Source organism: Prevotella pectinovora, from assembly GCF_041323955.1.
In the GTDB taxonomy this organism is placed as follows: Bacteria; Bacteroidota; Bacteroidia; order Bacteroidales; family Bacteroidaceae; genus Prevotella; species Prevotella pectinovora.
Window position 1 is genome coordinate 1,970,102 of sequence record NZ_JBGLIV010000001.1, and the last position, 26,337, is coordinate 1,996,438.

General features: G+C 47.3%; 21 protein-coding genes. 4 read left to right on the plus strand and 17 right to left on the minus strand.

The window, feature by feature from the left end; translation table 11 throughout:
* The 13 genes from ACDC99_RS07835 to ACDC99_RS07895 form a co-directional block, all read right to left on the minus strand.
* The gene (locus tag ACDC99_RS07835; protein ID WP_370756510.1) at nucleotides 1-333 is read right to left on the minus strand and encodes a hypothetical protein; all 333 of its coding nucleotides are present in this window, start codon (nucleotides 331-333) and stop codon (nucleotides 1-3) included.
* Between the two features lie 38 nt (nucleotides 334-371).
* The gene (locus ACDC99_RS07840) at nucleotides 372-1,025 is read right to left on the minus strand and encodes a DUF6557 family protein (RefSeq protein ID WP_370756511.1); all 654 of its coding nucleotides are present in this window, start codon (nucleotides 1,023-1,025) and stop codon (nucleotides 372-374) included.
* 1 nt (nucleotide 1,026) lies between these two features.
* Entirely contained in the window at nucleotides 1,027-1,545 is a 519-nt protein-coding gene (locus ACDC99_RS07845; protein ID WP_320874655.1) for a hypothetical protein, read from the minus strand.
* A 127-nt stretch (nucleotides 1,546-1,672) separates the two neighbouring features.
* Nucleotides 1,673-1,951 carry a cell division protein ZapA gene (locus tag ACDC99_RS07850; RefSeq protein ID WP_370756512.1) on the minus strand — a complete coding sequence of 93 codons (279 nt, stop codon included), beginning with the start codon at nucleotides 1,949-1,951 and terminating at the stop codon, nucleotides 1,673-1,675.
* Nucleotides 1,952-2,069: 118 nt separating this feature from the next.
* Nucleotides 2,070-2,435 (minus strand): hypothetical protein, encoded by a 366-nt coding sequence (locus ACDC99_RS07855; RefSeq protein WP_302750556.1) that lies wholly within the window; start codon nucleotides 2,433-2,435, stop codon nucleotides 2,070-2,072.
* The gene (locus ACDC99_RS07860; RefSeq protein ID WP_370756513.1) at nucleotides 2,435-2,962 is read right to left on the minus strand and encodes a phospholipase D-like domain-containing protein; all 528 of its coding nucleotides are present in this window, start codon (nucleotides 2,960-2,962) and stop codon (nucleotides 2,435-2,437) included. Before ACDC99_RS07860 ends, ACDC99_RS07855 begins: the two co-directional genes overlap by 1 nt.
* A 5-nt stretch (nucleotides 2,963-2,967) precedes the next feature.
* The gene (locus tag ACDC99_RS07865; protein WP_370756514.1) at nucleotides 2,968-3,192 is read right to left on the minus strand and encodes a DUF6140 family protein; all 225 of its coding nucleotides are present in this window, start codon (nucleotides 3,190-3,192) and stop codon (nucleotides 2,968-2,970) included.
* A 40-nt stretch (nucleotides 3,193-3,232) separates the two neighbouring features.
* The gene (locus ACDC99_RS07870; protein WP_370756515.1) at nucleotides 3,233-5,608 is read right to left on the minus strand and encodes a GmrSD restriction endonuclease domain-containing protein; all 2,376 of its coding nucleotides are present in this window, start codon (nucleotides 5,606-5,608) and stop codon (nucleotides 3,233-3,235) included.
* A 10-nt stretch (nucleotides 5,609-5,618) separates the two neighbouring features.
* A complete protein-coding gene (locus tag ACDC99_RS07875) occupies nucleotides 5,619-6,185 on the minus strand; it encodes a hypothetical protein (RefSeq protein ID WP_370756516.1) in 567 nt (188 codons plus the stop codon).
* Nucleotides 6,186-6,208: 23 nt separating this feature from the next.
* Entirely contained in the window at nucleotides 6,209-6,700 is a 492-nt protein-coding gene (locus ACDC99_RS07880; RefSeq protein ID WP_370756517.1) for a 3'-5' exonuclease, read from the minus strand.
* The gene (locus ACDC99_RS07885) at nucleotides 6,697-7,641 is read right to left on the minus strand and encodes a helix-turn-helix transcriptional regulator (protein WP_370756518.1); all 945 of its coding nucleotides are present in this window, start codon (nucleotides 7,639-7,641) and stop codon (nucleotides 6,697-6,699) included. The genes ACDC99_RS07880 and ACDC99_RS07885 overlap by 4 nt, the downstream gene beginning before the upstream one ends.
* 94 nt (nucleotides 7,642-7,735) lie before the next feature.
* Complete coding sequence (locus ACDC99_RS07890) at nucleotides 7,736-8,788, minus strand: nucleotidyl transferase AbiEii/AbiGii toxin family protein (protein ID WP_094387112.1); 1,053 nt, start codon at nucleotides 8,786-8,788, stop codon at nucleotides 7,736-7,738.
* Nucleotides 8,785-9,381: a DUF6088 family protein gene (locus ACDC99_RS07895; RefSeq protein ID WP_370756519.1), complete on the minus strand. Its 597-nt coding sequence runs from the start codon at nucleotides 9,379-9,381 to the stop codon at nucleotides 8,785-8,787. The genes ACDC99_RS07890 and ACDC99_RS07895 overlap by 4 nt, the downstream gene beginning before the upstream one ends.
* A gap of 363 nt (nucleotides 9,382-9,744) precedes the next feature.
* Between ACDC99_RS07895 and ACDC99_RS07900 the strand changes: the two genes are divergently transcribed.
* Both ACDC99_RS07900 and ACDC99_RS07905 read left to right on the plus strand, forming a co-directional pair.
* A complete protein-coding gene (locus ACDC99_RS07900) occupies nucleotides 9,745-10,233 on the plus strand; it encodes a hypothetical protein (RefSeq protein WP_022316771.1) in 489 nt (162 codons plus the stop codon).
* 63 nt (nucleotides 10,234-10,296) lie between these two features.
* Nucleotides 10,297-10,551, plus strand: coding sequence for a MarR family transcriptional regulator (locus ACDC99_RS07905; protein WP_308007206.1), 255 nt, complete (start codon nucleotides 10,297-10,299; stop codon nucleotides 10,549-10,551).
* A gap of 352 nt (nucleotides 10,552-10,903) precedes the next feature.
* Here ACDC99_RS07905 and ACDC99_RS07910 read toward each other — a convergent pair whose 3' ends face one another.
* The 4 genes from ACDC99_RS07910 to ACDC99_RS07925 form a co-directional block, all read right to left on the minus strand.
* Nucleotides 10,904-12,052 carry an OmpA family protein gene (locus tag ACDC99_RS07910; protein WP_308007207.1) on the minus strand — a complete coding sequence of 383 codons (1,149 nt, stop codon included), beginning with the start codon at nucleotides 12,050-12,052 and terminating at the stop codon, nucleotides 10,904-10,906.
* Nucleotides 12,053-12,073: 21 nt separating this feature from the next.
* A complete protein-coding gene (locus ACDC99_RS07915) occupies nucleotides 12,074-13,579 on the minus strand; it encodes a hypothetical protein (RefSeq protein WP_370756520.1) in 1,506 nt (501 codons plus the stop codon).
* 21 nt (nucleotides 13,580-13,600) lie between these two features.
* Complete coding sequence (locus tag ACDC99_RS07920; RefSeq protein ID WP_370756521.1) at nucleotides 13,601-23,239, minus strand: LamG-like jellyroll fold domain-containing protein; 9,639 nt, start codon at nucleotides 23,237-23,239, stop codon at nucleotides 13,601-13,603.
* A 288-nt stretch (nucleotides 23,240-23,527) separates the two neighbouring features.
* The gene (locus ACDC99_RS07925) at nucleotides 23,528-24,667 is read right to left on the minus strand and encodes an AraC family transcriptional regulator (RefSeq protein ID WP_370756522.1); all 1,140 of its coding nucleotides are present in this window, start codon (nucleotides 24,665-24,667) and stop codon (nucleotides 23,528-23,530) included.
* A 591-nt stretch (nucleotides 24,668-25,258) separates the two neighbouring features.
* Between ACDC99_RS07925 and ACDC99_RS07930 the strand changes: the two genes are divergently transcribed.
* Nucleotides 25,259-25,654, plus strand: a complete 396-nt coding sequence (locus tag ACDC99_RS07930) for a hypothetical protein (protein ID WP_370756523.1) — start codon at nucleotides 25,259-25,261, stop codon at nucleotides 25,652-25,654.
* A gap of 89 nt (nucleotides 25,655-25,743) precedes the next feature.
* The gene (locus tag ACDC99_RS07935; RefSeq protein ID WP_370756524.1) at nucleotides 25,744-26,208 is read left to right on the plus strand and encodes a hypothetical protein; all 465 of its coding nucleotides are present in this window, start codon (nucleotides 25,744-25,746) and stop codon (nucleotides 26,206-26,208) included.
* Nucleotides 26,209-26,337: the final 129 nt, after the last annotated feature.

A 26,337-nucleotide genomic window follows, 5' to 3' on the forward strand; every position in this document is an offset into this window, starting at 1 on the left:
TTATTTTACTAATGGGTTATTGGAATTGTATGCAGCATAACTGATGACCACTTGATTACCAAGTGCAGGGTCATAGTCAAGGATGAGGTCGCCATACTTGCGTCCTTCTGCCAACAGATTGCATAAAAGAATCTCGTCTTCCGTCAGAACTTCATGCTCTGTTCCTGTGACAAGACGGACAACGATGCCGTCCATCTTTGGTATCATGTCATACGATGTAAACAACTCGTATAGATACTTTGCGCCACTTTTACCATTAGAGGCATACGACATGATTTCCTCAGTACAGAACAACTCAGAGTGGAAAAGCTCACAGAGTTGTTCAACACACATATAGTTTCGTGCATCTTTTAACGCCCGTATTGCTTGAACTAAAAATCACTGATAACTGTCATACGCTCATAGTAGTGTTCCAAGAACTCAATCCTGAAGCGTTTCTTTCGCTTAATCTTATTCAAGGGGACGCTACCAAACCACACAGAATCCTTTGCAAGTTTGACAAGTTCTGCTTTCTTTAACTTGGACAGTTGTCTAATGGTGGGTATGAAACCGCCATATTCACGTATTACATTGAAATTCTTCAAGGCTCTGACTTTATAATAAAGGCTGTTGTTCCATCTGTCTAACGTAGCCATCTCCAAATCATAAATCCTAAAGTGTTCATCCACCTGCTTCTCGACGAACCCATAGAACGATGTATGCCACAAGCAACAAGCAGCCAATTCTTCATTAGATGCAGCGACTTCGGGCGCAATAACGAGTTCTTTGGTTAGTGAGTGTTCCCACAAGTCACCCTCCATCGGATAAGCGTTAAGATGCAGTCCGCTACCGTCCTCCCAGTCTTTCATGGTTATGTGACACACCTTATCGTTAGCATCCTCATGGAGTACAGGTTGCATCAGACGCAACATGTCAAAATGGATTTTGTACCAGCCAAGACTTTGCCCCATGTCTGGGTACATCTTGACGATGAGAGGAGCCACATCCTCAAACCGTACGCAGTCTAAAAGTTCCTTGAATGTCATATCAAACCTTTTTGTTTATTTCAATGTTAATCTCTGTCTCGAACTTCCGCACATAGATGAAATCTGTAATGGCGAAGTTCATGTGGTCGAAGATGTTGTGGAATGCACTGTGAAGGTGTAGGTCTTTCGTCAGTTCTCTATCAAGCCCCTCATTCCAATTAGGCGGTGGGCAGTCCATACCGATAAAAGTGTCAAAGTCCTCATTGATGTCCCTTGGCAAGGTTAGCGTTGGAAGTGTAACACCATCATCATACAATGGGTTCCAACCGCTGTCACAGATTGCGCCCCAAAGTTCTCCTCGTTCTTCACCTTGCAAAGGGTGAAGTCCTGGATAGTCATAGGAGAGGAAGCATTTGGCTGTAACCTCCACATCATCCCCCCAAGCGTTTTCTTTGATGCTATCCCAGATACAATGCGCCCTGTCATACATTTCCTTCAAGGCATCTCGCAGGGCATCGTTAAAGGCGATGATGTCCTGAAGGATTTCCTCTTGGTGAGCTAAGACCCTCTTGTTGATCATGTCCTTCCGTAAGGACAGCAGACAGTCGCAATCGGAATAGTCGTGCCGATTATCGTTGTATTTCCATAGGATTTCTCTTTCTATGCGCTCTATGTCATAATCGTGTAAGTCAACCATAATACTCATTTTAGTCTGTATTTTTAATTTTATCGAGTATAGAATTGTTTTCAAGACTCTGTCTGGTTTCTATTGAACCAAGAGCTATGTCATACATTGCCATAAGCAAAACCTCTTGCATGCTTTTCTGTGGGAGAGGTATGCGGACAAAAGCATCCATATAGGCATCAATCTTTTTATCCACATACTCCGCTGCCATCAAGTAAATCTGCTCTTTCTCCTTTGGCACATGTACTTCAAATTCACAACCACCTACATGGATGTTCAGTCTATTCGTTTCTTTTGCCATATTGATATTCCTATTTTTGATAACAAACAAATTTCCAGTTGCAAAATAAGCACAGACCTCCGCCAACTGGTGGCAGAGGTCTGAGAAAAGTGATGCTTTATCGAAAAATAATATTATGTCAACGTGCAGAACGAGTGTTTATCTTCTTTCCATCCTTGCTCCATGTATAAATCCATGAGCCTTTCTGGGTTGTGAATGAATCACCAGCTACAGAGAGGATTTTACCTACAGATGAAACTGCGAAAGTATGAAGTTTCTTCCCAGTAGGGTCATAGGTGTAAATCCAAGTACCATGCTGGATGATGTAGAAATTTGCGCTATAGCCTTTCAGCTCTCCTGTAGATGTGCTTACTGTCTTTATCTTTTTGCCACTGTCATCATAGATATAATACCAAGAATTCGTTGTTTCTATGTGACTAATCTTCTGTGCCTGTGATTCCTGAGAACCAAGCATTACCACTAAAATTATTAGAATCTTCTTCATTATAAGCGTTGCTGTTTTATTATAGGGTCTGAGCAATACTCTCGTCGTTTACATGCCTTGCAATGCTTTCCCATCCATATTTCATCGAACTGGTTCATTGCTTGTTCGACAATTCCTGGTTCATCTGTAAAAATGCCTGCTTCAAAGTTTCTTTTATTATCCGTCTTCATACCGATACCGGCACCAGTAAGGTTTGCGCTACCGATATACACTTCTTTTCCGTCAAAGACAAGCATCTTAAAATGAACACGAGGACAGAGAACTCGCTCCAAGCGGTCGTATAGAACAGGGTACTTGTCAAAGTCTTCCCGAAAGTTTGGACCAGGTTCTTTGGCATGAATGAGTCGAACCTCCACACCGCGCCGTATGAGATGAGCAATGATGGCAAGAAAAGGTTTCTTTTCTTTGCCTAACTCCACAAAGAGGTCTTTGATGTCGGCAGTCCCAATCCAAAGCATGTGCTTCACGGATTGTACCCGTGAAAGCACTTGCTTGTAATGATCGGTGTTGGATATATATGTAAGCATATAGTTTACATTTGCTTAATATCCAGATAAGAACCCCATGCACCCATGATAGGTTTTATATTCAATCCATACTTGCGTTGAAAAGCTGTAACAATAAGCTCTTGTCCTTGCACTGTGCCTGTCAAATTGTGGGCAAAACCATTGTAGGGAACTTCAACTTCCATTCCTTTTTCAACTTTGCAGCCATTGTATTGCCCAGACTGTTTAATAGATACTTTGAATAATGCCATAATTGTTTACTTTTTGAGTTAATAATGTATCCTATGAAAATTACAATTTTGCAACTTGTCGTATCTTATTCATGTATGATTTCATTTCCTCGACAATAACATTTGCATCAAGACTCTGAAAATCAAACTTACAATCGTACCACCAATCATTCAATTCCATAGAGTCAGCATCATCGCCATTGAACAAGCGTTGATTCTCACGAGTTACTTGCGTTCCAGGAGCTTTTCGAATGCCTACTTCGGCATTCTTTACGAAACCATTATCAATGACACCATGCCATTCATAACAAACCATAAAGTCCCCAATTACAATGCCAATACCAATCCATTCCCTGGCCCAATCCTGTTCCCGTTCTATCCAATGATCATTTCCATCATTCGCAGCAAAGTGAGCTTTTGCCTCAGGAAGTTCTTTGGTGATTGCAAGTATTAATTCTTTTCGTTTTTGTAAAGTATCTGAAAGTACAACTTCTTCGACTAATGGCTTTATCACTGAATAAGCAGCAGCATAAATCATACAATACCTTTCAAACGTTATTTTCGCAAAATTCACACTCTGATGCTGGTTGTATGTTATATCAGACTTAATCGATTCTATATCTTGCAGATAATGAAGCGACTCTTTATTTTCGTGGTATTCGGAGTATTGGCTGGAATTGCTCTTACTTCTATTCGCTTCAAAAGAAATCGCTGCCATGTTCCCAATGCTCCATAGCCAATCTTTATCATATTCTCGATAATCGGCGTTCCTCTTTCCTGTAATCCAATCTTGAGGAACAATATGATCAAAGTCCCAGGGACGATTTTCTTCAGCCCACATATCTTGCCGTGCAGGGTCATAATTGCGGAAGTGTGTATTTATATATTCTCTTTCCGCATATAATAGAATCTGTTTAGCCTCTGCGGTACCATACCAGAAAGTCCTATCGAAGAAATTTCGACTTGGTGCAGAAAGACTTTTCCATAATCTCCAATTTCTGGACTCTTCTATTGTAAAGAATTTTCGTACTTCTGTAGGAGTGTAAACATGAAGGAGTTGGCAATCATGCATCAATCTAGAAATACCCATTAAGATATTCTGTCGGTTAATACCTTTTTTGAATCGATAAAACATCTCTTGTACACAACTCTTTTTGTCATTTCCGAACCAATGTAGCAAGAATGCGAGTGCTCTTATCTCCTGGATAGTTAGATTTATAGAAGATTTTGCATCTTTGCTGGCAAGATACATGAGTAACAAATAAACATCAGGTGAGTTTCGAGCTATTATTGTCCGCAAGATACTCGGTGTCCGAAGATCTGTTTCTTCTTTTACTCCTAACCATTCGTCAACTTTGTCAAGGATAATTTCTAACTGATTATCCTTATACAAAGCTTCTATCTTTTCCTTCTCTTCTAGTTTCTTTGCAGCACTTCGGATTTGCTTGATAGTCATTTCGTTTTTAAAGTTTTTGTCCTCATCAGAGGTCAATGCTAGACGGAATGCAAGCATCACTAACTTGGCGGGATTCATGTATTTCTCCGCCAATGCATCGTTTACATCTTTGATGGATGGCCAGTAAGCTTTAATCGCAGAATAATTCAGGTCATCTCTTGAAATTGCCGTACCACCAGTATTAAGACGGGTGAATAGCACCTCCAAAGTTGTTTGGGCTGCAGAATCTTCTGTGGTCTCTGTCTCCATTACCTCCTTTGGAAGGTGGTTGCAAGTAATCGTATAATCCTTCAAAGCCTTAAAAGCAGGGAATAAAGTGCCACGTAGATAATCCAAGGCAATATCGGATTGCTTAAATTTCTCATTGAAGGACTTTCTGAAGGAGAAATTAGTGGCATTGAAAATTGCCAGTGCTTCGTCGGCAAATGTTTTATCATCATTACTTTTCTCCGCAGCCTCCAATAAACAAAATAGGGGAATTGGTAGATTTGCCTCTATAGGCCATGTTTCGGTCAAAGAAAAATGGTCATTATAGATGTTCCCTTTTAAATTAAACTCATTCAGAGCATTTCTTTTTTCTGCTGTATTTAGTCGATTCGCATCATCGTCGTTCTTAAATCCCCAAGGGTGCGGAGTAGTTGTGGTCTTAACCCAGAATGTGCGTGTCGAACTTTTTGAAGAAGGGGGTACAAGATCAATCCACAAAACAGCCCTCGCATTTGGAACGGTGTTAAAACCGATACTAATCGCATTGTATCTCTGTTGTCCGTCCATAAGGTAGTATTTTCCTGCTCCTTCATTGTTTACAATGTCTGATAGCATAAAAGAACCTATTGGAAACCCTCTAAGGATAGAATCCCAAAGAAGTTCAACCTGACGTGGTTTCCATACAAGTCCGCGCTGAAGCGCAGGAATCAAAACTTCGGAATTATTTGAGGTCCAGGATGCGATTTGCCGTAGCGAATATGATAAATTTTTCATATGATTTAAATTATCTTCTTATGATGGGGATAGTGTTTTTTGAATTTTCGGTGTTTTCTACATCATCATAGCGAACTTCATCAATAATATATTTAATGTTCCTGATACTCTCAGTTAACATCGACTCGAGTCTTTGAGTTGTTAATTCTGTATATGGACAATGAACCACCCCGGAGTAAGTTCTTTTTATGGAGTGTTTACATTTGATTTGTCCCAAGTATGGATCGGATACTAACTCTTCTTTTTGATGAAAATAACAAACGATCGTACCTCTTACCCACACATCATTCGAGTATGTTGTTGGTACAATTAACCAAGATGGTTGATGAACGATGCGGTCATCTAATAGTATAGAAGGTCTTTCAAATTCTGTATAGTTAATCTGAACTCTATCCTTACTTTCACATTCTATTTTAAACTTGTTGTTTAAGATTATAGAGCCTTCTTCATACATTTCGTGATATTCTTCTTTCGCTTTCCTTTCGTCATAATTCCTTGAATCTAAATATTCTATTATTTCTTGGAGAGACATACAATTGGGAAGAGCCTCAAATATACCTTTTGTTTCTATTTTCATAATCGTACTATTCAAATTTAATGTTATAAAATTTCTCTTGCTATCCATGCACATGCCTCTGCATCGGCAAGGGCGTGGTGATGATCTTCCAACTCATAACCACAGGCTGCTGCCACAGTCTGAAGCTGGTGATTCTCTAAATCAGGGAGCACTTGTCGTGAGACGCATAGGGTGTCGTAGAACTCATAGTCAGGATAGTCCATCTGGTATACACGGAATACGGCTTTCAGACAACCTTCATCAAAGGGTTTGTTATGAGCAACAAGTGGTAAACCCTCTATCAGAGGTTCAATCTGCGCCCATACTTTTGGAAATACTGGTGCATCGTCGGTGTCTTCATGACTGAGTCCATGAACCTGAGAACACCAGTAATTATAATAGTTCGGCTCTGGCTGGATGAGAGAGTAGAACGTATCTACAATCTCACCATTTCGTACAATAACGATACCAACAGAACAAACGGAGCTGCGCTCATTGTTAGCCGTTTCAAAATCTATAGCTGCAAAATCCTTCATTTCGGGTCATCTTTGTATTTGTTCCACATTCTTTTTATCTTACCGGCAATCTCCTTGCGGAGCCAGTAGGGTTCAAGTACCTCCATGTCTTCTCCATTCCAAAGCAGTTCCTGCTGGAAGTCGAACTCTGGACGGAGATTGAAGGTGAAAATACTGTACTCTTCATTACGCTCTATCTCTTCCTGCGACTCATGCATCTTCAAGTCACGTATATAGTTGGCTTGTCCTGCTGATACCTTCAACTTGACTGGCTGGATTTTAACTGACTGTTCAGCGATAATGCCGAAGCAGCCATCAAAGAAGTCCTGTGCTGTCCAGTCTTTTGGAATTTCAAAAGTCTCTGCTGTTGCATGAAGATATTTAATTCTGTCAAGAGAATAGATACGTGGCCCTTTCTTATAATAATAGGAATAGGTGCTACGAGCAACCATGTACCAACGTTGACGGAACAGTTTTACACAATACGGCTGCACATCGAAGTTGTTCTCTTCGTCCTTCCAATAGCTGTGGTAAGTCATATTGAGTACACGGTTTTCCTTCATCGCTTCGATGATGGGCTGAAGGTAGTCCTGACCAGACGGCACGTATTCCAGAATGATACGGTCTTTGATGCTCTGGCTGTTTGCCAGGGCATTGCTCACACAGAATGTGTTGTAAAGCCAAGAACGGAGTCCGTTCTTGCTAATATCCTCTTCATTCTCGATGTAATAACGGTACTCGCCACGCCCTTCATTGGCGATGTTGATACCAAACATATCCCAGATAACATAACGCCAGTTGTCGAAGGTACGTTTTGGAATATCCACACCTCTACTAATATCCGTATCACGAAGCCACCGTTCATTCAGTTCTTTGAATGAAATTTTGCGTCTGCGATAGATGGTTTCTATCACCCATACGTACTTGCTAATCAGGCTTTGCCCTCTATCGTTATTAATCATATTTTATGTTTTTTCTGCAAAATTACTCTAAGGGTACGCCAAGCCGTGGCAGAGGTTGGAGAAAAAGTAGATTTTGTTAAAAATTCATCTACATTCAACCTTTAGGGACATCTAAAGCTCGGAATTGTTCTTGAAGGTTCGTTATCTTTTCCATCAACTCGCCGAAAGTCAGAGGTTGCCCATAAATGAAGCTCTCCTTCATTTCGTTATAGTCAGCTTCGTAAGAGGACATCAGTTCGTCACTTGGTACAATCTGAATAGTGGCAGGTAGCTCTTTGTCGTAATCCACATAACCAACATGATAGAACTTGCGACGATGCTCCACAATCTCATGATAGAGCACCAAATCATTAAGAGCCATTTCTGCGTATGGGGTTTGCATCAGTCTCTCCAAGTCGTAGAAGTGACGTGTCATTCTATGCGTTCTCGGTTCGTCCTTCTGGAACTCTTCACACAAGAGGAAAGCTTTTTCCAAGAAAGTCCTGGCGGGACTGACAGTGCGGATTGTCTGGACAAGGTCGGAATCCACATCTTCATCCTTGAAGGTCTGTTCTATAAGTGATGAAATTCTTCTCATCTCGTAAGGCTCGGACATTGACAACACGCTAATCTCTACTTTAACCGTTGGTATTGCGTATGCGGCTTGGCTATCGTAGAGTGAAGGATATTGAACATAAAGAACAGATGGGTCTTTATCGTGTGGAACCTTTTGGGGCTCACCATTTTCATTGGATATGTCATTGTCTGTGAGAACTGTTACTTCAAGCCCCATTTCGACAAGTTTCGCCGATAACTCGTCTTTGAACTCGCCATACAAGAAGTCCTGTCCTTTCTCTCGAAGATTATGTATTTGCGTATTACTGGTACAGCTTGCACAAGAGAGTTGCTTGACGTTCAGAAAATAGTCACGGCTCAATGCTAAATCAATATCTTCACTGAATCGGTTGATGATATCCCAGCCTTTACTGAGACTCGTACCACCTTTGAATAACAGATATTCTGATACACTGGAGTGAAAAAGGGCATACAACACTGCCGTTACCCACCAGTCCTTCTCGGCAGCAGCTTCATCAATTTGCCGTGCCTCGACCACACCTTGTATCATCGCCTTTCGCTCGTCGAGCGAGAAATCAATCCATTTACTCATTTTATTCCTCTCTTTATAACTTGTCGCATCCATACAGGAGCCAACAACAAATCATATTCTATGGTGTCAGTCTCAGGAGTTTCCGAGAACAGTTGTCTAATCCTCGCTTCAACATCCTGAGTGATGTTATGCTCACCAATGCTGCGTAATGCTTGTACCAATTCTGGCATCAAACGTCCGCGGAATGCAAAGTTCTTAGGTGCCCCATGCTTCAGAGTCACTGTTCGATTCCCTAATTTCATTTTTCGCCCAGACCCAGTAGTCAGAAAAATAGTGTTCATGGGTACTTGCGTTGAGAATCCTAAGCGATTAGCAGCAGTGGCTCCCGTAGGTATAACTTTTGCCTTATCTCGTTTGGAAATCTCTTTCACTAATTCGTAAGCCGAAGGATAAAGGATGCCAAAACGTGTTTTACGTGCCTTGACATACACACCTTTGGCTATTCGTGTAATCAATCCTTCTTTCTCAAAGATGGCGAGCAGTTTTGTGACGTACTCGACATCATATTGGGGAAAAGAAGAAACAAAGAATATCTCGCCAAACTTACTGCGAGTAATCCTTTTTCTAATCTGTTGTACTACTGCATTCTCCATCGATTTTGTATATAAATTATGGTCGGAATGATAATAAATATTTCCGACCGCAAAGATACAAAAGTTCTTTTATACAGCAATACTTTAAGTGTTGAAATTAAGTTTCATTGGCAAATTATAGCGTTTTTCTTGCTGTATAGATGGCATTCCTATATAAATAATGTGTCGCTTTTTACATTAGGGGCAATATTGCCAGAAAAGACGACTTCAAGAATAAAATACCATGACTTAATCAATTTATTGCACACTTGCGGGCCATTTGGGGTTCAAAAAAGTTAAAAACGTTAAATGTTCGTCTTTTCCCCAATCTTTAGAATCTAGGCAATCACTTTTCTATCGTTTAAAGTACAAGTAATTGATATAATGCGATTTACAAATACCATTGATGAACTTATACATACCAAATCATACGAGACCATTGCTCATGTCATACCACAAAAGGGTGCGTATGTAGAGGTGGGCAATCGTGTACTTATTGGATTGGTGAAAGAAGACAACAGGCTGTTTCAAGCATTTATGGACGGAACTGCAACCTTGTATTATTCAGGAAAACAGTTTCCAACAACCATCGCCTTGCAAGATCTTCACTTCTTCATGCCATACATCAAAGGAAAAGGAATACGTGATGTGTATGAGATTGTCAAGGTGCGGACTATCACGGGCAAAGAGGCAAAACAAACGGATGAAGATGATGCCGACAGCAAGGCTCTCCGCCTGGCTTTTGAACTTCGGTATGTTCGCAAGCAATATGCAGAATTCCAACCAATAGACACAACAAAGATGATAGTCCACACGTTTGTTGATACGACTTTCGATAAGTTGGAAGAATGTGTGATAATAGATAAATTGTAAAAAACTATATAAGAGAATGAAAAGCATCGGATAAAGCTTGAGTTTCAGGAGCAACCCGAACTTATGCAGGTAAAATTGACTCTCCATATTCAAAACGAGCCTACAAATGAGCCTGTAAATGAGCCTGTAAATGAACGGCAACAAACTATACTATCTATCATGAAGCAAAGTCCATCAATAATAAGAGAAAATTTGGCAAACAAACTGGGTATTTCGCTTGCAACGTTAAAAAGAGAACTTACTTCGTTAAGAAAGGAAGGTTACATTACACGTAACGGAAGTGATAAAAATGGGCAATGGATTGTTGTTTCAAAATAGTTGTATGTACGTGAAAAAATCTGCCATATCTTCCAGTTTCGACATAACTCGTTGTATATAAGCAAAATAAAGGCTGGCAGATAACTCGATAATCGGGTTATCTACCAGCCTATCCCCCAGCCTTAACAAGCCATCTGCCAGCCTGTCAATGCGATTAACGCAGACTGGAAACAAGATTACCGCGTAGCGAAAATATCATTACCGCGTAGCGGAAATAAGATTACCGCATTGCGGAAACAGAAGTACCACGCTGCGGTAATGTGCTTGGGGCTGAAGAAATCTCCCCTTTCTCTTAAAGAAGTTCTTCCTTTTTCTGAAGAAATATCCCCTTTTTCTTTTTACTAAACACGCATCACTCGGGCAGTGCTGTTACAATCACTACGCGATTAAGATCGTTATCTTCGTATGGCTGCGCATTGCTGCCGATGCCTTGCGCCTCGATGCGCGACGGAGCGATGCCGTAACGCTCTATGAGGATATTACGCACGCTGTCGGTGCGGCGTATGGAAAGCATCAAGTTGGTGCGCGCCTTGCCTGTGGCTTTGTCGGCATAGCCGTCGAGACGGATGCGGGCAGAAGGGTTCTGCTTGAGATATTCGACGATGTTCTCAAACACTATGTCCTGCTTCTTCTCTGGCTTGGCGGAAGCGCAAGCGAAGCTGACCGAGGCGAGACGGAACGCTTCCTGTTTCTTCGCAACCGACTTCTCCACTATGCGGTCCTTAAAGACGGGACGCTCCACTATCCGCTCCTTCACGTACACCGTGTCGACCACGGCTTCACGACGGAGCTTATGGCAGCGCTGCTTCTTGGCGCAAGGCTTTGAGGCGTTGAAGCGATAGGTCAGTCCGAGCGTTGCACCGAGCGTCGGCTCGTACTTGCGACCAGTGATGCGACCGTCGAAATGGTCGGGCATGAGAGCCGAAGCTATCTCAAGGTTTACATCCATGCACTTCAGCACGCTGTACTTGGCGGCTATAGAGAAGTTGGCTGTGAGCGAGTTGGCGTCCGCCGTGCCGCGATAGGCGAAGGTGCGGGCGTAGCCCAATCCTACAGCCGGAAGCACATCGAAGCGGCCCTCGCTGCGGAAGAGCAGACGCGAGAGGCTCACCATGAAGTCGGCATGAGCGTTGACGTAACGCAGATAATGGCGATAGGTGCCGTCGGGGCGGACCGTCACATTGTCGATAACGGGGTCGTGAGGCCCGTATATAGAGCCGTCGGTCTGCGGGTCGCGCAGATAGAGTCCTTCGGATGTGGACATGCCGTTGAGCGCATAGCCGCCAATCTGCAGGCGCAGGGCGTAAGCCGGAGTGATCCACTTGCCGACGCCGACGTGGTATGAAGGAGTGAGACGCTTGCCGAAGTGCAGCTTGCCGGCATCGCTCGAGAAGATAGTCTGCACGCCTCCGCCCGCCTCAACGAACCATCCGTTCTGCGCAGATGCCGGGAGCAGCGACATGCACCCCAGCACCATGCTTATTATAGTTTTCTTATTCATATATACAGATAGGTTTTAAGCTTATTCAACAATGAGGAAAGCAGGTCTGCTGGGCTCGCCAGCTGTGCCGTAGCTTGCGCCGCCGGCAAACGTGAAAGCCGAGACAGCCTGATAGAGACACTTGTTGCGTGCGGCATAATACTTCAGCGTAACGGGTTCCTCCGCTCCCATGCTGCCGTTTATCTCCATGCGGAAGACATACTCGCCGTTCTCCGCCTGTTCTGCCTTTGCCATGCCGCGACATTCTGCGCCCACGAATGCAGCCATCAGGTCGTCTGCCGTTGCCTGGCGCACGATGTTCTGAGGCAATGCCACACAAGCTGTCATCTTGAGCGGATGCTTGCCGGCGAGAACGAGAGGCAGGGTGAGCGGCTGCTCGGGCGAAGCCTCCACCTTGCCGTCGGCGAAGGCGAGGCATGCAGGAGCCGTGAACACGTAGCTGTTGCGATGGCTGTAATAGCGTATGTCTACAGACGCCGCCTGTGAGCTGACGCCGTTGACCACCATCTTGTATACCGGTCTGCCGTCCTGCTCGCCCACAAGTTCGCCCACGCCGGCGCACACATTGCCAATGAACGCCGCCAGCTTGTCGCCGCTCTTGTCGGCATAGCTGCCTGTAACGGCGTCAAGGGTGAGATAAGCGATCATGCTGCCTTGCGGCACGAAGCTGAGAGTCTGCGGCTGTTCCTCAGAACCAACCACCGAACCGCGCTTGCCGATAACGAAGGACTGCTCGGAAACGAACACCTGCTTCTTCTCCGCGCTGTAATAGCGGAATATCACCTGCTCGCCCTCGGCACGTCCGAGGATGTCGTACCAGTAGAGCATATCAGCCTCGCTCTCCACGTGCTTTATGCCGCGACACTCGTCGCCCACAAACGCCTGCAGCTCGTCGCCTGCAGCTACGTTGAAGGGCAGCTTCGCCTTGTCCACCTTCACCCATACCTTGGTAGGTACGGGGAAGGGTCCCGACTGCTCGAAGTCGGGATAGGCGGGCGCGTCGGCTGTGCCGTAAATCTTGTCGACCTCATATCTGACGTCTGACGCTACGGAGACATACGTGCGCTTGGCGGCAGCACTGTAATAGCGGAACTCCACATTGCCGTTCTCGCTCGACGGCGCCTTCACGTGGATGAAGAAGAGGCGCACGCCGTCGTTCATCACCGTCTTAGCCACACTGCGACACTCGCCGCCAATGAAGGCAGCCATCTTGTCGCCGTCGGTGGCAAGCGTTTCGAGCACCGGCGAGAGACGCACTACGGCAGTCATGCTCATCGGATAGACACTCTTGTCGGGGTCGCTCCACAACGGCGCCTGATCGTTGCCGCTGAAGTCGGCTCGCCACATCGGGGCGGAAGCAGGAGTGGCAGACGCCACCTGCCATGTTGGAGTCTCGCTTACGAAGTCCTCCTCAACCACGCTCCACTGGGGAGCGGGTTGTTGCGGATAAGTCTTGTCGCCCTCTTCGGTGCATTGTGCGAAGAGTAAGCCCAATGCGGCGAGAAACGAATACTTTATATATTTCATATAGTCTTTCTTTTTAAAATATTACTTCTTGATAGCCTTCATCGAATAAACGTTGCCGTCTACGGCGATGCTGACGATATACACACCAGCCGGAACCGTGTTGCCGGCGTTCCATGTGATGTCTACATTGCCGCCAGCGTTGCAGTCGTTCCATGCCACGATACGCTTGCCGCTCATGTCGCTGACGTATACATCTGTATAGGCGTTGCGGCCGACAGTGGCACGTATCTTCAGCTGCGAGTAGAACGGCGACGGATAGATGTAGAGTCCGCCCTCGGTGCCGAGGAAGCTGATGCGCATCGGCTCGCTGAGGGTGCCCACATTGCTGTTGGCAGCATAGCTTACAGCGCTCGGTGCCTTGGCTACGACGTCGCCGTCGCGCTCTACAGTGAAGTCAACAGCCTCGGGCTTGTCGCCACCGATGGTGAGCATGAAGACGGTTCTGCCGTCGGGCAGAGCTATAGCCTCGGCATAGCCGCGCGGCTCGCCTGCTACGTAGCTCACAAGGCGGTCGCCCTGCTGCAGCTCTACGCCTTCCACCTCTACCACTGCCGTCATGTTGGCTGAGTAGGGGAAGTAAGCGTTTGTGCCGTCAGCGTTCTTGGCAGCTGCCATCGCAGCCTTAGTCTTGCGTCCTACAGAAGTCTTCGACGGATACTGCAGCTGAGCGTCGTCCTGCGACTGGCGCAGGAGCATGTATCCCTTGCCGTTCTCCATGTACGTCAGACTGCCTATCCATCCCAGATTGCCGCTGTACATAGCCATCTGCGTCTGCGACTTCACGATGTCGCCTTCCTTGGCGTCGTAGCCGGCGAGAGCCTCCTTCAGCGTGAAGTTGTCTGAAGGCAGATACGAGATGTAGTTCCAGCGCGCTGTGCCGTCTGCCTTTGCTCCGCGTATGGTGAGCTTGTGCGAGGTGGGGTCAACCGCCGGTCCTGAGATATGCAGGCTCTGCGGCTGCGAACTGTGTACGAGATACATCTGGTCGTTGTCGATGGCGGTGAGCTGTCCCATCCATCCGTTGCGCTTTGTCCACGATGCGAAGCCGTACTGCTCGTTCTTCACCTGGTCGTCTGATGTCCACTTGCCGTCGGCAAGCAGCTTGTTAAGATCGGAGAGTTTGTCGGATGCGATGTTCGTCGATATCCACGTCCATCCCTCGTTCAGCGTGATGTTCTGCACACGATAGTCCTTCGCCGTGAAGAGCACTGGCTGCGACGGACTGCCCACTACGGCGTTATTCTCGAAGCTTATCGGCTTCTCGCTCTCGGCTATGTAGGTCTGTCCGGTGCTTGCGTCCCAGATGCGGAACTCGAGGTTGTCGCTGCTTACGTCGTTAGAGTAGACCGTGAGCATGGCGTAGTACATGTCGTTCTGCTTGTAGTAGCGGTTGTTGCATACGCCTACGCACTTTCCGCTGCTGAACGCAGCAAGCATGTCCTCGTCGTCAGAAGAGTATACCTTATTGATATACAGCTTGCCGAAGACAGACATATTATACTTGAAGTCGGCGGCGTTCACCGTCCAGTCGGGCTTCTCGCCCTCTACCTTCACCGTGAGCTGCAGAGCCTCCACCACGTTGTTGTCGCCACGCAGATAGAGCGTCTCGTCGTATGTGCCGATGTTCAGACTCGGGTCGATAGTCAGCACGATGTCCTGCGACGCTGTCGGGTCGATGGTGCCGCTTGCCGGTTCTGCCTCAAGCCATGAAGGAAGGTTCTCTACGGTGAAGTGTTCGATTGAACCGCCGTTGTTGAGTGCCTTCACCTTGATGGTCTTCTCCTCGTTGAGCTTCTTCACTACGGTGAGAGCCCGGTCGCTCCACTTCAGCTGGTTGCGGTCGATGAATGCGCTCCATGTTATCGGCGAGAGAATCTCGTTGCCGTTCTTGTCGCGCACGCCGTCAACGGTGAACTTCACGATAGTCTTCTCTATGCGCTCGTAAGGCTCTTTCAGATTGATGATGAGCGCGTCGTTGTTCACTACGAAGTCGTAGAGCAGCTTGCTCTCCGGTCCCTTTGCCTTGACGGGTGCAGAGGTCTTGGTCTCGACATCGCCGCCTACCGCAACTGCGTCAGGCACCTGCTGCGTCGGGTCAGCCTGCTGCTTCTGGTCTTTCAGAGAGAACTGCAGTTCCTTCACGCCCTGCCATTCGATGTATGTCTCAAACGGATAGTAAGCCAAGAGTCCCTTCTCAGTGCCGTCAAGACGGTTGCTGTTGCCGTTCTCCACGAGCGTTTCGCTCTTGTAGAGATTCCATACACGCACCTCGTCAATCTCGCCCTTGAAGAAGTTGTCTGCCTTCTCCTGCTGCAGGTTGTCGGCAGGAGTCCACACACGAGCGCCGAGATGTATGTAAGCCGCAGCTATGCCACCAAGGTCGGCTGCCTCGAAGTAAGTGTTCAGCTTGCCGTCCACGTATATCTGTCCGCGTCCGCTTGTACGGTTGACAGCTACAGCTACGTGGTGCCAGTCGTTGTCGGCGTAGCTACCGTCGCACGCCACACGCACACCGTTGTTGTGGAACACCAGACGGCCTTCCTCCAGATTGAGAGCGAAGAGATTGAGCGAACCGCCCATGTCCTCGCCGTCGCCGCGTCCGTTAGAGATGATGGTAGCCGTCTGCTGAGCCTCGTCGGCCTTGAACCATGTCTCGATGGTGTAGTCCATGCTGTTGTCTACGACACATGAACTGCCCGAAGAGAGCTTCAGATACTGGTCCTTACCGTTGAACGCTGCTGCGCGTCCCTCGGGGTTAGCCCATTCGCCGCCTCGCATCTCAAGGTTAGCACCGTGTGCCTTGTCGGCAAGAACGCTGCCCTTAGCTTCTGACATAGGATAGTAAGCAATGAGATTGCTTTCGGCTCCTGAGAGCATTGTCAGCGAGTTGGTCTGCAGACGTGCTGGTGTGACTACCTTGTCCCAAATACGGGCGCCGTGCATCTTGCCTGCGAAGTGTCCGCTTCCGTCTACGCTGGCTCCGAACACGTAAGCGCCCTCGCCATTGTACTCGCCCACCTCAGCTGCGCTGATAAGCTGTTCGTAGTTATAGTAAGCCGACACGTTTCCTTCATTATTATATACAAGAGCCACGTGTGCCCATGTGCCCTGCTCGTAGTCGAACGCCTTGTCGCTGACGATGGTCTTATCAGCCACCTTCACCTTCAAGCGGTTGTCGCTCGTCGTTGCAAGCTCTATCGCACTGTTGGCGTTGCCCTGGCTGAAGAGCACAGCGTCCTGAGGCTTGTCTGCAAGAGTCCACATCTCGATGGTGAGGTTCTTGCCACTCCAGTTGCGCTGGAACTCAGACACGAGTTCGTCGTTCTTTCCGTCAAGACGTACGCTTACGCTATGGTCGGTCTGTGCGCCGTTGCGTATACCTGTCACCGAGAAGTTGTTGTCGGTGAGGAGTCCGTCGGCTATAGGCTCGTTGAATGTGAGCTTCACCTCGTCGTTGACCGTCAGTACACCATTAGCTGGCTGAGCGCTACCGAATAGGCGCGGGTTATACATATCCTTGATGCCGCTGTGTACGGCAGAATAGTTGTATACCTCTTCATTGTTGATCATGCTCGTACCTACAGTGCGCAGGTCGTAACGCTGATCCTGCTGGTCGTCCATAAACCAGCGATACTTGATAGTACCGGCATCAGCAGCCTTGATCATCTCTGCATTCATACCATTCTTCACTGCCTGGTCGAAGAGAGTCTGGTCGTTGTAGTAGCTCATGAGCGTTGTCCAGTCGTTGTCGCTGCCCGACGACGGCTTGAACTGAAGCATGATGCGATGGAAGTTGTCATAGTTCACATCGAATCCGTCAATCACTACGTCCATGTAATGCTTCTGCACGCCGTTCACCTCCGCTGTTGCCAACTTGGTGTTGTATGTCCAGTTGTCGGTAGGCTTCTTCAGGTTCACGTCAGTAGCCGAGGGAGTGAAGTGTACGCTGAACGTCACGTCGTCATATATTTCATCCTGGAAGTCGGTGGGGTCACACTGACACTGCGACTGAAGCATCAGTCGGAGATTGTCGTAGTTCATCACCGAACCCTTGCGCACCTCGAGTGTCTTGGTGAGTGTTCCGCCTGCCGGTACGAGCAATGCTCTGCCGTTGCCGATCGGTGCGCCATCGATGAGCAGCTGTGCTCCGTTAGGATTGCTGGCATCGTCAATAACGAGGTTATACCAGTTGTCGTCCTGCGACTCAGAGTTGTTGCGCAGATAGAGCGTGAAGTAAGCCGACTTGCCAGAAGGAACATTATCGATGAAGTCCTTTTCAACGGTTATCTCCGGAACTTCCATCTGAACGGTAGCCTCATTGATGACGTGCTGTCCCGGTTCGTAATACTTGGTCTTGTATTCGCCCTCGAACGGACAAGACGTAGCACCGCCACGGGTCTTGAAGATGAATGTAGAGAAGGTCTGTCCCTTTTCATCCTTCATGTCCTTGTACTTGATGTACTGGTCGCCGTTCTTGTATCCTGCCTCGCGGCATACGTCTACAGAGATGTAGTCAGAGCCTTCCTCTGCGAGCACGTAGCCCTTGCAGTGGCGTGCAGTTTCCTCAGTTGAGAACTCGCCGCCGTGTTCGGTGGTAAGGCTCTCGTCTAAAGTGAACACCATACCAGTGCCATTGAGTGTCCATCCGAAGTTGTTGGTGAACTGAGCGCCAATCAAGATAGAGAAGCGTTGAGTCTCCGAGCGTCCAACCTCATACTCCTCAGAGTATTCGTAAGAAGCACCGCCCTGGAACGAATGGTTCTGCATAAGTTCTGCCTTCACCTTCTGTTCCTCGTTATTGCGAAGCTGCATCTTCCAGTTGTCAATCGACTGATTGAGGAACATGATAGTATCCTCCTTCAACGGCTGTCCTGCCGGAGTGTAGATCTTGTAACTTGGTCCGTCAATCGGGTCGGTGGCATTGGCACCCTTAAACACCTTGTCGTTGTTGCTCTTGCCGAAGTTAGGATCGTCAGCTGCCAACTTCGAAACGTATACTGGGAGTTTGGTGTTGTCAGCCATTGCCTGGAAGTCGATACCTTCAGCTGGCTGATGCAGCAACTTGTTGCGTACATCCTCAAGTTTAGGCAACAGCACCTGCTCGATGTGCACCTGCGGATAGGTGAACATAGTGCCATACTTCTGCGAAAGTCCCAGACCAGTAGTCTTCACAAGCAGATATTCACTGTTTTCGGGAGTAACATTGCTGAACAGTTCGTATTCTGAAGGATTGGCCTGATACATCTCACGTGTAGTAACGGCGATGTTTTCGGTCTTGCCTACACCGATATTGGTAGAATAGCCAACGAAGAGGTCGCCGTCGCTTCCTACATACTGCGGGTCGCTACTTGTCTCGAAGCGTGTGGTAGTGGTCATCGTCTTAGTGTCAGAGTCTGTACCACCGATTGTCTCACTGTGAGAAGCACCGAATGAGAATTCGTTCTTCACGTCGTTCTCGTACACCACTCCGGCACCAAGACCGGTGAAGGTGATGACCTTGGCACCAACCTTTGCCTCGTTGTTCAATACTCCCTCGTTAGTGACATTTCCCTCATATGTACTTGTAGAAGTAACTGTCACACCCTTCTCAAGATAAGCATAAGAGTTGCTTCCCGGTGGGTCGCGCAGCACGAAGAGCACCTTGTCGGGTCCGTTCGTAACGAAGTCCGATCCCAGAGTCTTTGCACCAATTACGATAGCCTTAGTATTTCCCTTGCCGTCAAAGCCACCCTTCCAGTTGATTGTTGTAGAAGATGTGCTTTCGCTGTTTTCGCTGTAGGTCATATCCATAGCTGCTGAGCGCAGAGCCGAAGTCATTTCCGGGTTGTTAACCTGGAAAGTCCATTCAGCCTCACCGTTCTCGTCAGTAGTGATGTCTTCTTGCGTTCCGTACGCAATGTCGCCTCTACTGAATGACAGTTTAGCCTCAGGCGTTGGCACGATGTCCTCCTTAACGCCATCCTTACGTCTGCCGTCCTTATCCTTATATTCGTACACCTCCGCTGTGGTGATGTGATAAGTGACGTATTGTCCCTGCTCATACACCGGCACGCCGAGTGTGTAAGGCTGTGCAGCATTATCAGGATTGTAGGTCTTTACCTTTATAGCCTTTGTTTGGTCGAGGGTAGCGATGCTGAGTTCTTCCTTTCCGAAGAAGTCCTGAAGCTTACCCTTCACCTTCTCCTTCACGATGATTGACGGAGTGTAGCGCTTGATGAACTGCTGCTTCTTGTTGTAATATACAGTGTCGCTGCAATTGACATACTTGCCCTGCGTAGAGATAGAGTCGACATAAGCATTCACCTCGCTCTGCTTTGCAAACTCGTTGCTCAAGTTGAGGTCGTCGCCACTGCCCGGGATTTTGTCATGACCAGGCACTACTACATTAATCTTATACTTCTCAGGAATGAGGTCGGCATAGAACTCACCCGTTTCTGCGTCAGGATAGATAGTAATCTTGTTGCCATTGTAAGCTACGCGGTTCTGGTGCTGCTTGCTTACGTATGCGCCCTTGACGTGATTGAGTGTAGTCTCGCGAGCTTCAGTTGTCATCTTGTAATTATCGTTCGGATAGGTGAGTTCGATGCGTACGTCGTCAGCGAGGTTGTTCTTCGAGAGCGAGTGACCCACGGGAAGCGCCTCCTGCTTCGTACCACCAGCTACGCGTCCGATGTAGCGTACGGTTGTAACGTCAAAGATTTCGAAGCCGCCGTCGTCGTCCTGATAGTTGCGGTCGGTGCCGTCGGTGTTGGTCAGCTTGCCGCCGTTCTCGAACGTATGGTTGGCAAGCACAGCCTTCACCTCGTGCTGTCCTACGGGCACGCTGATAGTGAACTGTCCGTGCGAGTCGGTCTTCACAATGTTGCTCTTGCCGTCCATTACGGTGACGCCATCCACGGCGAACGACACGCCCTCAACGGGCACGTTGCCACCCTTATACATCACCTTACCCGAAATGTTGAACGACGACTTATCCGTGAAGTTCACGGTGTGGCTCTGTGACTGCGAGTTGATGAGGCGCAGCTCCTTAGCCGACGCAAACTGATGTATGCCAAGAGTAGGCACAATCATATAAGTGGTTCCGTTGCCGGTGTAGGGCAGCGAACGAATCTGGTATGAACCGTCTACAGCTGTGTAGCTGCTGTAGCCGAGCTGTGCAGAAGTAGGAATGTCTTTCGAACTGATAGTAACATCCGTAGCCACACCATGGTTCATGTTGTACTTGGTGCCCTTGTACGATATGTCGTAGAAGGCGTTGTCTACCGAATAGTCGAAGGTGTAGTAAGCCTGCAGGCCGTCCTCATTACCTACGATATAGCGGTCGTAGTCGTTGGCGAGGGTGTCAGCATTGAGCGCCTTGTTCCAGATACGAACTTCGTCGATGGCTCCGGTGAAGCCTTCACCAATCACCACCTTATTGTCGTTGCCCGTAATCTGAGCCGTACGCTTGGCTTCTGCCACTGCCTTACCGTTTATATATACAATAAGGTGTGTAGCACTTGCCACGGCTGAGAGATGCACGAACTGTGCCGAAGAAGCGTAGTCCTTGAGTTTCTTCGAAGTCTTCAGTGTCTGAGAGCCTACCGTGAACTCAATATACTGGTTGTTGTATGCCAGCTTGTACATGCCCGGCTTCTCGATGATAGTACCTTCCTTGTCTGCTCGTACCCATGCCTGGAGTGTTGCAGCCTTCGTAGCGTCCTTCAAGAGCGACTCGTTGTCGACGGTAAGCTTTGACGCACCGCTGAAAACGTACGACTTGCCGGGAACGCCAGAGCCTTCGGTAGGCTCAGCTGTAACCTTTGCTCCAGCCACTGCCTGTCCGTTTTCGAATGTTACGCGGCCGTAGATGTCGCCCGTAGGTGTGCGGAAACCAACGTCAGTAAGTTCCTCGTCGCTCTCAAGCAGATTGCCAGAGCACATCACCTGTCCCTTGATACGATAGTCGTAGACAATGCCGGGAATGGCGTTCACGTCGTTATAGTAATAGTCGTTCTGAGCCTCGTTGCCCTCAGTAACGGCTATCTGCTTATAGTCTGTATCAGGAGCGCCATGCTCCTTGCGGTTGATTACGAAGCGCTCAAAGTTGCCCTTGCTGCTCCATGCCAGTTCCACGCGATCAGAATAATATCCCTTGCCGGCTGTGAACGCAACAAGATTACCTATGCTTGTGGGCATGATTGACTCCGGAGCAGCCACCGTAGGCAGAGTGCCGTAAGCCTCGGCAGGCTTCACAGTAAGGCGGTAACGATATTCGTTGCACACCATTATCATGTCGTCAACATACTTGCCGCTGAGGAATTCTTCCTTCGACAGCTCAATGTTGTCAGTAGTATTGGTCGTAACGTTCACACGTGTAAGCACCGCTTTGGTGCCCGAACTCCAGATGTCGCCCTCAGTCTGCCAAGTGATAGTGGCAGTCTGGTCGTCTTCACTAAGCTTAGCATGTACAGAACCTGCCGTAACATTGCTGTGCTTTGCAGAAGCCGAGAGAGAGGTCTGCTTGCTGAAAGCGTTGTTCCATACATCAGAGTTGCCTGTATGCGAACGTTTAATGCTGAATTCATAATTCAGGCTCTCGCCTAAAGGTACGTCAAACTCATAGCTGTATGCTGTCTTACCAGCCATATACTTGATATTCTGTGTGGTTGTCTCCACAGCATTTGTCGCCCTATTCGTACTCTTGATTGTGAGCACCATATTGTCCTCAATGCAGTTCTGCGTCGGAGCCGCACTGAGATTCCAGTTCACCTTCGCCTTGAGCGTCACCTGATCATAGTTGGCGCTGATTTCCTTCACCTGCGGATAGGCAGGACGGGTGTTATTGGCAGAGCTTGATGTCTCGTAAATTACCTTATTGTTATAAGTCGGCTCGTAGTGCTGTATAATCTTGTATTCAGACGGATTGTCAAGATTCAGACTCTCCACTGGGATAAAGAACTCTCCACTGCTATAAAGACTCGCATCGATAGTGGAGATGTTTGGCACGGGGTCACCGTTTGAATAGCAGAGTCTGAAATGTCCCTTTTTGTCAATGGAGTTCTGCTTTGCCGTTCCGTCTTTTTTCCATGCGATGACATAGCCAGGCTTATTCCCCTTTACGCCATAATAGGCATTTGTGATTATAGTCGGCGTACAGCCGAAATGGGTGTCTACGGTTGCAGTGAAATCAACGTCCTGATCCGTCGCCGTTTTCAATTCGCGCCACCATACTCCCTTGTATTTTACAAATACGTCTGTTCCGATTCGGTCCTGTATCAGCGGAATGGTGATCTTAATGAAATAAGATCCCTTGTCGCCATCTGTTTTTCTGAAACCAAGCCATTGTACGTATTTCTTGTCGATTCCCGTGACCTGATCTGAGTTAGGGTCATAGCTTGTCCACTGGTCTTTCGGACCTTTGAGATGGATGTCGTATCCAGCCACACTGACATCAAGCCAACCGTCATCACGACAGAATCCGCAATGGCCGGATCCTGCTCCACCCCACGATTGGTAAACGCGGATGTCGAGTACGATAGTGGCATTTTCCGCATCGTACCATTGACTTATCCAGCTGTCCTGCCAATCGTCATACGCCGACGCCTTCTGCACTGAGAACGCCATCAGCATCATGACACAAAGGAAGAACTGCATGAACCTTCCCGCGGACGTTCGCATGGAACGCCGCGTAGAAACAGAATTGCTTGCAACCCGCCCGTCCAAATATGGAGGATGTTGCTGTTGTCTTCTTTTTTTCATTTTCAGATGTTTTGATTATTGTATATGATTTGATTTGATCTTATCTTTATGCAATAGAGTTATAGGTACGTTTCTTTCATAGGGCAAATTTAATGTTTTTCATTAAAATTAAGTGTCTGATTCGTGTGCGTAAATGTCCAATTCATATAAAAAAGGTGTCCACTTCCTACGAAGTAGACACCTTACAGAGGGTTTCTCAGTAGTTTTTTATGAGTTTTTGGCTCTCCATTCAACAGGAGTGCATCCCTCCTTTTCCTTAAAAATCCTATAAAGATATGACCTTGAAGAGAAACCGCATTCGGCAGAAATGATGTCGTTGTTGTAGTCGGGAAACTCCTTCATCATCTTTTTGGCAGCATTGAAACGTATCTCGCTGAGCCATATACGGAACGTCGTGTTCTGGCATTGGCTGAAGAATTGGCTCAGTTCGTTTTTGTTGATGTCCAGCGAATGTGACAATGTAAGCATATTGACCGAACTGTCCTTATAGCCCATGTCTGCACACCACTTGTCGAGCGCCGCCTGGATGAAGGCGCTGCGTTCGGCTGAGAGGCGCTGCGCGGACTGCTCACAGTCAGCCGCCGACTGCGAGGCGCAGTTCTCTGCCGTCGTCTGTTCGTCGTCGTCGGTTTCGCCGTTGCCTCTTTCCCTATCCAGCAGCTCCTCGGTAGGTACGTAACAGTTGCCGAACGCCACAAAGTTCACGATGAAGAAAAGCAGTACGAGGAGACCGACCGGACCTATTATGTACAACGACTTGGTGGAGAGGATGGCGAACGGCATGGATATGGCTATGAGGGAAAGCATCGCGATGCTCGCGCGGGCATATCTTATAAAAGGCAGCATATCCGTGGCTGTCATCGTCTCAAGGAGTTTCTTCCGCTTGTTCATCTCTATTATTATCATGTATATGCAGTAGACAATATTGCCAAAAAAGAGAGCAAGCATCACGTAAAGCCATGCGCCAATGTTCAGGGAGCCGCTAAAGCTGTAGCCCACAGCGAAGGCGGCAAGCATGGCGGCGTATACGGCGGCGCAGATAAGGTTCATCTTACGGCGCTTGGTGTGGGTAGCCTCAATGTTGTAGATAGCCATCGAGAAAAGCGTGAAGCAAGGCAGGTAGACCAGCACATTGATGACGGCTCCCACATCTTCGTCCGTGGCGCGGAAGCCGAAGTACATCTGCAGGAAGAAGTGTACCGACATAAAAAGCAGGGCTGCGAATATCATCCAGCGCGACCACTCATACCGCCGGTTTATCCATCTCACGTGAAGACGCGTGACGGCAATGAAGAATGCGCAGATAAACATGAATATCAGACATGCAAACTGTAACAAATATAACATAACTCTTCTGGTATATATTAATCGTATCTTTCTCTGCGGATGCGCATCCGCTTATGTTAAGATACGCAAAGTTAAGCAAAAAACGGAAAAACATAAAGAATAAAGAAAAGAAGTTGAGCGTTTTTCTTGCGAAAGAACCGCAACAATGCTGTTCCCGTGGCGTGGTAACGTTGTTACCGTTGCGCGGTAACGATGTTACAGCACCGCGGTAATGACGTTACACCACCGCGGTAATGATGTTACACCACCTGCAAATCAGCACTGCTCTTAGCGCTAAGCATAGGAGGAGGGTGTGTGTCTACACACTCTCCTTTTGTTTTTATATACATAGCAGAATATTTTCAACAAAAAACTCTGCATTTTTCCCATTCGTGTTGTTTTATTTCATATATTTGCAAAATCTCCATATATCTCCCCTTGAACACAGTTCCAGTTATTGCAATAACTTTATTTTCTATAATATATTATTCCGCAGATAATTAACTGCATCCGATAGCAACGCACGTTTAAACATTTGTTCCTTACGTTTACTCCACTCTTATTAGAATCAACTGGTACACAATAAGTTATAAATACTATGGTTGCAAGGCGTTGAAAGACATATATTGTCAGGCAGTGAATGTTCCGGAAACGCATTCGAGCGCATTTGATAATTCGCCTATAGGAAACATGACGCTCTATGTGCCGGGCGAGTCGATGAATGCATACAAGACTACCGACCCTTGGAGCGGATTCGGCAAATTCCAGACTCTCACCACCGGCATCGAAAAGACCGAGACTGCCGCTAAGCCAATGATTACGTCTGCCGACGGACAAATCGCCGTATCCGGTCTCAGCGGCAACGCCACAATCCAGGTGTTATCTCCCGACGGCAAGTTGCTCGACAGCACAAACGCCACTGACGGCATCGCCACTCTGAATGTCCAGCCAGGCAAGGTGGTAATAGTGAAGGTTGGCACGGAGAGCTACAAGGTGGTTGTGAAGTGATGACCAAGGCTGGCGGAAGATAGAATGACAAACCTCCCAGCAGCTGAATATAACCCCTTCTGATTCTCCTTTGGGGATTGTCAGAAGGGGTGATTTTATATCCATTTGACAAGTTCATCCATGAGGGACATGAAGCTTTATCATCCTTTGCAAAAACAGACAGAGTCAACTTCAACGAGAAAGAATCGGCTTCCATATACTATGGCATTATGGCATCTGCTGTAAAGCATAATATTGAATTGGACTCTAAAGCCAGTATAGAATCGACAGCAAAAAGTTTCTTATCTGGTATGTCGTGGAAAGGTTTTACAGACTTCAAGCAAGAATGTGTCACCAGTTGGACAAAACTCTTCGCCACGAATGAAGTTCAATTCACAGACAACGCCATTGACAACTTTCTCGCTTTTGTTGACCATATGTCATGTAGTGCAGACACATACGTTTCGCTTGGTGGCTCCAATGGTTGCGCTGACCAACTTACGAATTGGGACGGAACACAAAAGGTAGGGCTTGGAAGCGTTCCACAAAAGAAAGGAAAAGGGCTGGGGCGATAAAAGAACAGTGAATAGTAACATTCTATTCGCCAACAAACTTTTAGAATCGTAAAAACACGACAATTATACGAAACAGTAATGATTAGATGTGAGAAATCATATAGGCTTCTCACACCTAATCGAATACAC